The organism is Thermomonas sp. (assembly GCF_035369645.1).
In the GTDB taxonomy this organism is placed as follows: domain Bacteria; phylum Pseudomonadota; class Gammaproteobacteria; order Xanthomonadales; family Xanthomonadaceae; genus Thermomonas.
On the sequence record NZ_DAOOUM010000045.1, the window covers coordinates 1 to 10,367 of the forward strand.

A 10,367-nucleotide genomic window follows, 5' to 3' on the forward strand; every position below is an offset into this window, starting at 1 on the left:
CAGGGCCTTATCCCAAACCCCGCAGATCAACTCTGCGGGGTTTTTCTTTGGGGGGAGTTTTCTTTGGGGGGAGTTTTCGACGGTGGTTTATCCGCCCACTTTCAACAGGGCGGAAATCATCAGCGTTGCCACACAGATAAATCCGCCGAGCCAGCTCAGGCTGCGCAGCGCCTGCTGTACGCTGATATAGAAAATGCCATGCAGGATGCGGCAGGCGATGAAGGCTATGGCTAGCCACGCCACACGTTGTGGATCCACCTGCGCAAATTGCGCCATCAACACCGCTGCGGCGAAAGCCGGGAAGGCTTCGAAGGCGTTAAGGTGTGCGGCATAGGCATTTTTGACGCGATAACTTTCTTGTTTGGCGACCCAGCCGCGGGGGTCTTTGTTGTTGTAGCCGGGTGCGCTGGACTTGGCGAGAACGGCCCACAAATATGGCAGCAATGCGGCGATCAGAATGCAGCAGTAAGCAATGAACATGGTGACTCCCGGCGGTTGGTTACCGGGAGTCTAGCCTGAATACCTGGGGCAAATGGGCGTGTTCAGGGCGATGCGATCAGGGCTGAGCATTCCGCATTGCATCGCGGCGGGCCTTGAATGGGTTGCCTGCGTACCAGTTGGGCCATTGCCCGTTATTGGCCAAGCGTTCGCCAACCGAATAGACCGCGTCTAGGTCTTGGACGATGCCATCCACCTTCCATGTTGCCGCGTCGTATTGGTCGCCAGGCTTGTGGTAGCGGTGCTCGGTGTAATCGCGGGTAGCGGCTGCGCCGGCGGCGAGGCCGCCATCGACGAGATCAGTGCCACTGTTGATATACAGCGCCGGCACGCCAGCTTTGGCAAAATTGAAATGATCAGACCGGAAGTAGTAGCCGGCGGTGGTGTTGGCTTCATCCACCAGATGACGGTTTTGCTTGCTCACAGCCAATTTCAGTAGGTCTTCTAGTTGCGAGCTGCTCTTGCCCACCACGGTGAGGTCATGGGCTTTGCCGATTGGGGCTAATGCGTCCAAATTGATCACCGCCACGGTCTTATCCAGCGGAATGACGGGATGCGCGACGTAGTACTTCGAACCGAGCAGGCCGGACTCCTCTAGGGTTACCGCGATGAACAGAATCGAACGCTTGGGTGGGGTCTTATTTTGGCGAAAGGCCTCGGCAATTTCGAGGATGCCGGCCACGCCGGTGGCGTTGTCCACCGCGCCGTTGTAGATGTTGTCGCCGGGTTCATTAGGATGGGTGCCAAGGTGATCCCAATGCGCCATGTACACGATGGCTTCGTCGGGTTTTTCGCTGCCGGGCAGCAGCGCAAGAACGTTGTGCGAACTTTTTTCGGTCGTCGTGCTGTTGAGTGTCATGGACGCGCTGGCATCCAGAGGCACCGCTTTGAAACCAGGTTTGTTCGCCGCTGCACGTAGTTTGTTCAAGTCTTGGCCGGCCGCTTTAAACAAGGCATCGGCGGCCTCGCCGGTGAGCCAGCCCTGCACGGGTAAGCGGGGTGCAGGGTCATCGTTTGCGGGCAAATCGTATTGCGGGCCCGACCATGAGTTTTTGACCACATCCCAACCGTAGGCCGCACCGGCGTCGTCATGGATGATGAGTGCCGCAGCCGCACCGTGGCGCGCGGCCTCTTCAAATTTATACGTCCAGCGTCCGTAATAGGTCATGCGTTTGCCGTCGAATAGACGGGCATCATTGGCATGAAAGCCAGGGTCATTGACCAGCATGATCACGGTCTTGCCTTTGACATCGATACCGGCGTAGTCGTCCCACTGCCGTTCCGGTGCATCCACGCCATAACCCACGAACACTAGCGGGCTGTCCTTGAGATCGACCTGCGCATGCCCGGTACGGGTGCCGACCACCATATCGCGGCCAAAGTGCAATGTTTGCTGAGCAGTGCCGATATTCAGGGTCAACACAGTAGCGTCGTTTGCCGTGGTTTCTACCATCGGCACGGTTTGCAGCCAGTCTTCGCCATTACCTGGCTGCAAGCCGATGCGAGCAAATTGTGAGGTGATGTAATCGGTGGTTTTGGTTTCACCCGGTGAGCCTGGGCCGCGGCCAGAAAATGCATCAGAGGAAAGGGTGCGGACATGCTCGATGAAATCGGCGGTATTGATGGCCTCGCGAAAGGCGTGATCCCCTGCGCTGGCGGTCGCGCGGGTCGCGGGCAAGGTGCTGGGGCCGGTTTCTGGCCCCGATTTGTGCTGGCTGCAAGCGCAGAGGGCCAACAAGGACAAAGACAAGAGGGCGTGACGCATCACCGAACTCCGCGTAAGGGTTCCGGTGATTCTAGCCATCAATCTTTATTGGGCGGGGTGCCGTCATAGCGCACTGCGATGGCGCCGCTGATTGCGCCTGTTTTGGCGCTGGTATGCAGGTACAGCTTCACTTCGCGTTCGAACACCAACGGGCCTTCGACCACCGCATTGGGGCCAATGACGATGCGCGGGATTTTGGGCTTGCCAAACCAACTGCCGAAGCTGCCATGGGGTTTTTCCACTTTGATGCCACCTTTGACCCGGGAGTCGGCACCCACCGTGATATCGCCATTGACGGTGTCGATGCCGCCGTCTAGCGCAGTCCCGATGATCCCGATACCACCATTGACGGTGCTGATGTCGCCGCGTACCTGACTGTTGCGATCAATGAAAATACTGCCATTGACGGTTTCCACACTGCCTTCGATACGCGCCTGTCGGCCAAAGCGGATGCTGCCATTGACGGTGGATACTGCGTCGCTGCTGACATCGTCCGTTGCCTCGATGCTGCCATTGACCGTTTCCACCGCTTTGGCGTGGATACCGCGCTCCAGCTTGATGCCGCCATTGACCGTGCTCAGTCCGCCATAGGTTTGCCCGGCCTGGGCGGTGATGCTGCCGTTGACCTTGTCGATACTCTGGGCATGTCCGCCAGTTTGTGGGCTGGCTAACGCGGCCATGCTGGCCAGCAAGCTTGCCAGCAATACGGGGGTACTTTTGCGCAAATCGTTCATCCTGGTCTCCTGACCTTGGGGGTTACCCAACAATGATGCAAAAAGCGGGCGCAGGGTTTACGCGCCGCTACAATCAGCAAACTCCCATGCCGATTGACAGGATTTCCCGTGCCCACCTCTACGTTGCCCGCACCCAAGCCCGTTGTGTTGCTGATTTTGGATGGTTGGGGGCATCGCGAGGAAACCGCCGACAATGCGCTGGCATTGGCCAATTTGCCCAATTGGCGCAGCCTGCTTGCCAGCTGCCCGCACACCTTGATTCATACCGAAGGTCGTTACGTGGGCTTGCCGGATGGGCAGATGGGTAATTCCGAAGTGGGGCATATGAATCTGGGCGCGGGCCGCATCGTGTATCAAGACCTGACGCGGGTGGATGCCGCGATCGAGGACGGTAGCTTTTTTACCAATGCCGAATTGCATGCCGCGTGTGCGGCGGTCAATGCCAGTGGCGGCACCTTGCATGTGCTGGGCTTGCTGTCACCGGGGGGGGTGCACAGCCATGAACAGCATATTTTTGCGATGCTGGAACTAGCCCAGCGCGCCGGTGTGGCCAAGGTGGCTGTGCATGCATTTTTGGATGGGCGTGACACCCCGCCACAATCGGCAGAGGCTAGTTTGCGTGCACTGCAACAGCATTGTGCAGCATTGGGGAATGCCAGCATCGCCAGCGTTTGTGGGCGGTACTACGCAATGGATCGCGACAAGCGATGGGATCGCGTGCTGCGGGCGTGGAATGCCGTTGTCGATGCCGATGGCGAGCAATCCGCGCCAGATGCATTGACGGCTTTGCAAATGGCATATGCACGTGGTGAGAACGACGAATTCGTGCTGCCCACCGTGCTGGATGGCGCACTGCCCATGCGTGATGGGGATGCAGTGGTGTTCATGAATTTTCGCGCTGATCGTGCGCGCCAACTCACCGCAGCGTTTGTGGATCCGGCATTCGACGGATTCAGCGCGCAACGCCCGCAGTTGTCGCGTTTTGTTTGCTTGACCGAATACGATGCCAAGCTGATGGCGCCGGTGGCATTTGCGCCGGATGATCTGAAGCAGACCTACGGCGAACTGTTAGCGGATGCCGGTAAGACCCAGTTGCGGATTGCCGAAACCGAAAAGTACGCACATGTCACCTTCTTTTTCAGCGGCGGCCGCGAGGCGTTATTCCCCGGGGAGCAACGTATTTTGATTCCCAGCCCACAGGTCGCGACTTACGACTTGCAGCCAGAAATGAGCTGCCCGGAGTTGACCGAAAAACTAGTGGCAGCCATTACCCAGCAACACTTCGATGCCATCGTCTGCAATATCGCCAACCCCGACATGGTGGGTCATAGCGGCATTTTGCAAGCGGCAATTCTTGCGGCCGAAGCGGTGGATATTGCCATCGGCAAAATCACCGAGGCGGTGCGCAGTGTGGGGGGCGCGCTGCTGATCACCGCCGACCACGGCAATCTGGAAATGATGCGTGACCCTGTCACCGGGCAGCCGCACACCGCGCATACCGTTGGCCCTGTGCCCTTGGTGTATGTGGGCGCACGTGCGGTCAGCTTGCGCGCTGGTGGGGCCTTGCGCGATGTTGCCCCGACCTTGCTGGAGCTGCTGGGTCTGCCGCAACCTGCGCAGATGAGCGGGCAGAGCTTGTTGCAAGCCATCTGATGCGCGCACTGATCGCCACCGCTGTGTGTGTGTTGGCCGTGATGGCAGCTGCGTACGCGCAAGATACCAAGGACGCCGAGCAGCGCCTGCAAAAAGTACGCAGCGAGTTGCGCGAAGTCGCCATCCAGCGGCGTCAATTGGAAGGGCAACGTGGCGACGCCAGCCGCAAGCTACGCGAGGCCGACGAGCAAGTGAGTGGTTCGCAGCGTTCCTTGCAAAAAACGCAAGAGCATCTGCAACAAAGTGCCGCCGAATTGGCCCGCTTGCAGGCCGAACGTGCCCGCCATGCCGGTGATCTACAAACCCGCAAAGACGAACTCGCGCGGCTGTTGCGGGCGGCGCAAGCGCAGGGGGATGCGCCGGTGTTGAAGGCGCTGTTGGCGCAAGATCGGGTTGCGGGCGCAGCGCGTGAGGTAACACTGGCGAGTTATTTACAACGCGCACAAGTCGAGCGCATCCGCCAAGTATCGGCCGAGATTGCACGTATCCAAGCATTGGAAACGGGGATGGCGCAGCAACAGGCCGCCTTGGATAGCGCACGCAAACAACAGGCGAGTCAGTTGACCCAGTTGCAGCAGTCCCGGCAGCAGCGTGCGGGGGTGCTGGCGGGTATCGAGCATCAATATCAAGACCGCAGTGCGCGGGAAAAAGCATTGGGTCAGGATGCCAAGGCGTTGCAGGATTTATTGGCGCAACTTCGTGCAGCGGCGGCCCGCGCCGAGCGTGAAGCGGCACGGGCAAAGGCCGAGGCTGAGCGGTTGGCCAAGGCGCAAGCCAAGGCGCAGAACAAGGCGTCTGGCAAAGTTGCTCCAACACGCACAAAGCCGCAGCCGGCAATAACTGTCATTCAACGCGTTGGCGGGATGAGTTGGCCGGTGACCGGCAATTTGGTGGCCAATTTTGGTGGCCGTCTGCCGGATGGACGCCGCAGCGATGGGGTGTTGATCGCCGCCGCCGCCGGGACACCGGTCAAGGCCGTTGCCGAGGGCACCGTGGTATTTGCCGACTGGATGACCGGTTACGGCAACATCCTGATCGTCGATCATGGGCAAGGCTATATGAGCCTGTACGCGCATAACGATGGCCTGCTGCGCGAAGCCGGTGACCATGTGCAGCGCGGCCAATCGGTAGCCACAGTGGGTAGTTCAGGAGGACAGGACAGCCCCGGCTTGTATTTTGAATTGCGCCGGAATGGCGCGCCGGTGAATCCTGCCGATTGGCTGAAGCGGCAATGACGCCGCTGTCATTGCGGTGCCAATCGCAGGCATGATGACGATCACTTGCGGGTGGCCCACGGGGTGAACCCTGTGGCGCACTCGGTGTCAAACCACGACGGATCTTCCGCATTAGGTTTATTGGGAGCATGCATGCGCGTCAAACTTCTTCCACTTCCACTTTTGATCTTGCTTGCACTGCAACCGGTACGGGCTTGGGCGCAAGACAAGCCCACGTCTGACCCCGCGCAGGCGGCAGAGCCGCAAGACGAAGACCCGGATGCGATGTCCACTGCCGCTGCAAAAGTGCCGCTGGACGAAATTCGGCGTTATGTCACCGTCTATAACGCGATCAAGCAGGCCTATGTGGACCCGGTGGATGACCACAAGCTGATGCAGTCGGCGGTGCGCGGCTTGTTGCTGGATCTTGATCCACACAGCGCCTACATGGAAAAGGCCGACGCCGAAGACTTCGACGAACAGACCCGTGGCACCTACGATGGCGTTGGTGTGCAATTGCAGCAACTGCCCGATGGGTCGTTGCGGGTCGTGGCACCGTTGGATGACAGCCCCGCAGAAAAGGCCGGATTGCGCAGTGGCGACCGGATCGTTGCCATTGACGGCACGCTGTTGGCCAAAGGCCAACGCGATGCTTCCGCGCCGCTGCGAGGCAAGGCGGGCAGCAAAGTCGTGGTGAAGGTGGTGCGTCAGGGTGTCAAAGAGCCGTTTGACCTCAGTTTGGTGCGGGACACCATCCGTGCTGCTAGCGTGCGCTCGAAGATGTTGGAGCCGGGGTTTGGCTATATCCGCATCGGCAGCTTCCAGGCATCCACGGCGGCAGATTTCGTCAAACAATTGGATGCCCTACAAAAAGCGGCACCGCTGCGTGGCTTGTTGCTGGATCTGCGCAGCAATCCCGGTGGTTTGCTGGTGGGGGCGGTGCAGATTGCCGATGAGTTGCTGGACAAAGGCGAGATTGTCAGCACCAAGGGGCGCGAGTCGATTGGAACCAGCCGCTACGAAGCCACCCCTGGTGATCGTCTGCACGGTGCACCGTTAGTGGTCTTGGTGGATGCCGGCTCAGCCAGTGCAGCGGAAGTGTTGGCTGGCGCGCTGCACGATAACAAGCGCGCCCGCGTGGTGGGCAGCCGCACCTTCGGCAAGGGGTCCGTACAAACCCTACTGCCGCTGGAAAACGGCGACTCGGTCAAATTGACCACCGCGCGTTATTACACCCCGAGTGGGCATTCCATTCAGGCCTTGGGGATCGAGCCGGACGTGGTCTTGCATCCGCAAGACGGGCAGCGCCGCCCAGCCCCAATCAGCGAGGCCGAGTTGCCGGGGCATTTGGCGGCCGAAGCCGGTGCGATGGAGGGCGATAATGCTGGCGAAGTATTGCCGGGTCAGAAACCCGTGGATGCCGCGCTGAACGAACTGAAGAAGCTGGCCGGCGTGGCCGTCATCCTCCCCAAAGCGGCACCCGCGAAATTGAAAGCGAAAAAATCGAAATAAAGTCCGTTCCATTGGCGCGCCATTCTCGCTTAGGCGGGCGTGGCGTTTTGATCCTGCTGATGCATAGATTTAGTAGCCACGATTACGGCGCAAGCGGCGAGCAATGGCTGCCCGAGTGAGCAGCGCGAAGACCACGCCATACAAAAAGCCGGCGATATGTGCCGGCCATGCCACCGCCCCCAGTGCCGGGCCGCTATAGGCAAAGACCACTTGCAGCAGGGCCCACAGGCCGATGAGCAAAAAAGCTGGAACGCGCACGAATTGCAAAAACAGGCCCAACGGCAGCACCACGCCCAGCCGCGCACTGGGGAACAAGGCCAAGTAAGCGCCGATGACCGATGACACCGCGCCACTGGCACCAATCACCACGCGGTCCGGTGCGCCAATCGCCAGCACAGCGGCCAGATTGGAGAACGCCCCACCGACCAAGAACAACAGCAAAAACCGGCGTCCTCCCATGACCCGCTCCGCAGGCAAACCAAAGATCAGCAAGAACACCAGATTGCCAAGCAGATGGATCCAGTCCGCATGCAGGAACAAGCCTGAAAACAAGCGGAACACACTGCCATCGGCAAACGCCTGCTGCCATGCCGCAACTGTATCCAGTCCACCCGTCAATACCCCCCAATCCAGCGTGGTGGCAATGCGCCCCGCAGGGGCAATCAACGCCGCGGCGACGTAAGCGCCCCACAGCACGGCAAATAGCAGAGGTGTTGCCCAAAGCAGGTGGCGTTGCGGGCGTGGTGAGATACCAACGAACATGAATGGGGCTATATCACAGGACTTGATGTGGGAATGTTATAGGACAGTTAAATTTCGGGTATAGTTGCATACGGAGACGTATGTGGAGGCGGGCTGTCAGCCGGCAAGATATCCAGATACGCCCAAGTACACGCCGAGGTTGGCCGGTCAAGCCAGCTTCGCAACATCATCATCAACGCTGCTCTGTCAACGGAGAACCCTCGATGCGCAACACATTCACCCTTCGTACCTCGGCGCTTGCCTTGGCTGTCATCGGCACCTTGTTTGTCGGTCAAGCTGCGGCTTCAGGCTTCCAGCTGCGCGAGCAAAGCGTGAAAAACCTTGGCAAGTCCAGCGCCGGCAGCATGGTAGGCAAAGATGCTGCCGTGGTGTCACTGAACCCGGCCGCGATGGTCAATTTGGATAAAAACACCTTCCAGTCCGACCTGACTGTGATCGACCTCAATGCCAAGTTCACCGGTGGCGGTGCCATCTTGGGCAACCCCGGCGCACCGTTGACCGGTGGCAATGGTGGCGATCCGGGTGCGCCCACCTTGGTGCCCAACATGGCGGCTGTGTTCCCGATGCATGGCGCTTTGGAAGGCCTGACCTTGGGTGCCAGCGTAGGCTCGTCACTTGGTCTGGCGACCAAGTACGACAAGGGCTGGGTGGGGCGCTACCGCGCGCTGGAGTCGGACGTGAAGACCGCAAACTTGACCCTGTCGGCAGCCGTGAAGCTGACCGACGGCGTATCGTTGGGCGCGGGCCTGATCTATGAGCGCGCCACCGCTACCCTCAGCAAAAATATCGACTTCGGTACCGCGATTTGCGCTGCATCTAATCCGCTGAATTGCTTCAATCCGGCGTATCCGTTCAAACCGCAGACGCTGGATGGCAGCCTGACTGTGAAGGGCAGCAACAACAGCATTGGTTTTGTGGTGGGTGCGCAGATCGCGCCGACCGACAAGCTGGCGATTGGTCTTAGCTACCGTTCGGAAATCGATCATGAGTTGAAGGGCACCCTAGACTTCGCCGACGTGCCGGCCATTTTGGGTGCGGATCCGCGCTTCAAGGATGGTGATGGTGGTGCCCGTCTGGTGACCCCCAGCGTGACCACGGTCAGCATCAAGTACGGCGTGACAGATAGCCTGCGTTTGCTGGCAGACTTCCAGCGGACGGGTTGGACTTCATTGCAGGATGTGACCATCAAGCGCGACAGCGGCACCGTGGTGGGTAGCGAGCCCTTCCACTGGGGCAATACCAACTTCATGTCGGTGGGTGCCGAATATGACATCTCGCCGGCGTTTACCTTGCGTGGCGGTATCGGCAAGGACAAGACGCCGACCAATGACGTGGCCCGCACCCCGCGCCTGCCGGATAACGATCGCACGCTGTATTCGATCGGTGCCAGCTGGAACGTGAGCGACAATCTGTCGCTGGATGCGGCGTATCAATACATCGCGATCAAGTCGCCGACCATCAACCTGCCGGTGGATGCGGCCTCGGGTAATACATCGACCCTGGTTGGCAAGTTCACCGGCAAGGCCAACTTGTTTGGCGTGTCGATGCAATATCGCTTCTGATTTTTGCTGCACGCGACAACCAAAACCCCCGCAGTGATGCGGGGGTTTTTTGTTGGGTGTGCTACCGGTTGTGGCCTCGCTTCCCTGCGCGGTGGCAGAAGCATCAAGCCGGTTTAGTCGCCCAGCGTCAGCAGCGAGGCATTGCCACCGGCGGCGGTGGTGTTGATGGTGACGGTTTTTTCGGTGGCAAAGCGCGGCAAGTAGTGCGGGCCACCGGCCTTGGGGCCGGTGCCGGACAGGCCTTGGCCGCCAAACGGCTGCACCCCGACCACCGCACCAATTTGGTTGCGGTTGACGTAGATATTGCCGACTTTGGCGCGCGACACGATGCGCTCGATGGTGGCATCGATGCGCGAATGGATGCCCAGTGTCAGGCCGTAGCCGGTGGCGTTGATGGTGTCGATCACGGTATCGAGTTCGTCGGCTTTCCAGCGCACCACATGCAGGGCCGGGCCAAATTTTTCACGGTCGAGTTGGGCGATGGAATGCAGTTCCCATGCCGCCGGTGCAAAGAAGGTGCCGTGCTCGCAGCCCGCGCCCAACGTGGCTTTGGCGATGGGTTTGGCTTCCGCGTCCATGCGTTTGGCGTGTTCGACCAAAATGGCCTTGGCGTCCTCGTCGATCACCGGGCCCACATCGGTGGAGGGCAGGCCGGGGTCGCCGATGG

At 59.8% G+C, this 10,367-nt stretch carries 8 protein-coding genes and 1 pseudogene; 4 read left to right on the forward strand and 5 right to left on the reverse strand.

All coding sequences use genetic code 11. From position 1 onward, the window contains the following. Positions 1 to 87: 87 nt before the first annotated feature. The 3 genes from PK789_RS09185 to PK789_RS09195 form a co-directional block, all read right to left on the reverse strand. Positions 88 to 480 (reverse strand): MAPEG family protein, encoded by a 393-nt coding sequence (locus tag PK789_RS09185; RefSeq protein ID WP_324308466.1) that lies wholly within the window; start codon positions 478 to 480, stop codon positions 88 to 90. Between the two features lie 76 nt (positions 481 to 556). Further along, positions 557 to 2,266 (reverse strand): M28 family metallopeptidase, encoded by a 1,710-nt coding sequence (locus PK789_RS09190; protein ID WP_503011934.1) that lies wholly within the window; start codon positions 2,264 to 2,266, stop codon positions 557 to 559. Positions 2,267 to 2,301: 35 nt separating this feature from the next. Then, positions 2,302 to 2,943 carry a DUF4097 family beta strand repeat-containing protein gene (locus tag PK789_RS09195; RefSeq protein WP_324308478.1) on the reverse strand — a complete coding sequence of 214 codons (642 nt, stop codon included), beginning with the start codon at positions 2,941 to 2,943 and terminating at the stop codon, positions 2,302 to 2,304. A gap of 162 nt (positions 2,944 to 3,105) precedes the next feature. Here PK789_RS09195 and gpmI point away from each other — a divergent pair, with 162 nt between their 5' ends. From gpmI to PK789_RS09210, 3 genes and pseudogenes are all read left to right on the forward strand, one after another. Continuing rightward, positions 3,106 to 4,650 carry a 2,3-bisphosphoglycerate-independent phosphoglycerate mutase gene (gpmI, locus tag PK789_RS09200; protein ID WP_324308468.1) on the forward strand — a complete coding sequence of 515 codons (1,545 nt, stop codon included), beginning with the start codon at positions 3,106 to 3,108 and terminating at the stop codon, positions 4,648 to 4,650. Continuing rightward, positions 4,650 to 5,885 (forward strand): murein hydrolase activator EnvC family protein, encoded by a 1,236-nt coding sequence (locus PK789_RS09205; protein WP_324308469.1) that lies wholly within the window; start codon positions 4,650 to 4,652, stop codon positions 5,883 to 5,885. Before gpmI ends, PK789_RS09205 begins: the two co-directional genes overlap by 1 nt. 132 nt (positions 5,886 to 6,017) lie before the next feature. Next, positions 6,018 to 7,364, forward strand: a pseudogene (locus PK789_RS09210) (S41 family peptidase); the annotation flags it as partial. 81 nt (positions 7,365 to 7,445) lie between these two features. Here PK789_RS09210 and PK789_RS09215 read toward each other — a convergent pair. Next, the gene (locus PK789_RS09215) at positions 7,446 to 8,138 is read right to left on the reverse strand and encodes a rhomboid family intramembrane serine protease (protein WP_324308470.1); all 693 of its coding nucleotides are present in this window, start codon (positions 8,136 to 8,138) and stop codon (positions 7,446 to 7,448) included. Between the two features lie 203 nt (positions 8,139 to 8,341). Here PK789_RS09215 and PK789_RS09220 point away from each other — a divergent pair, with 203 nt between their 5' ends. Next, positions 8,342 to 9,700, forward strand: coding sequence for an OmpP1/FadL family transporter (locus PK789_RS09220; protein WP_324308471.1), 1,359 nt, complete (start codon positions 8,342 to 8,344; stop codon positions 9,698 to 9,700). A gap of 113 nt (positions 9,701 to 9,813) precedes the next feature. On the opposite strand, the gene PK789_RS09225 is transcribed toward PK789_RS09220, so the two are convergent. Further along, positions 9,814 to 10,367, reverse strand: a 554-nt coding sequence (locus PK789_RS09225; RefSeq protein ID WP_324308472.1) for an aldehyde dehydrogenase family protein, incomplete at its 5' end; no start/stop codon positions are given.

What these genes read in the sequence shown, in the direction of transcription:
- PK789_RS09215 (WP_324308470.1), bottom strand. Translation starts at nt 8,138, where the DNA reads ATGTTCGTTGGTATCTCACCACGCCCGCAACGCCACCTGCTTTGGGCA.
- PK789_RS09220 (WP_324308471.1), top strand. Translation starts at nt 8,342, where the DNA reads ATGCGCAACACATTCACCCTTCGTACCTCGGCGCTTGCCTTGGCTGTC.
- PK789_RS09205 (WP_324308469.1), top strand. Translation starts at nt 4,650, where the DNA reads ATGCGCGCACTGATCGCCACCGCTGTGTGTGTGTTGGCCGTGATGGCA.
- PK789_RS09195 (WP_324308478.1), bottom strand. Translation starts at nt 2,943, where the DNA reads ATGGCCGCGTTAGCCAGCCCACAAACTGGCGGACATGCCCAGAGTATC.
- PK789_RS09185 (WP_324308466.1), bottom strand. Translation starts at nt 480, where the DNA reads ATGTTCATTGCTTACTGCTGCATTCTGATCGCCGCATTGCTGCCATAT.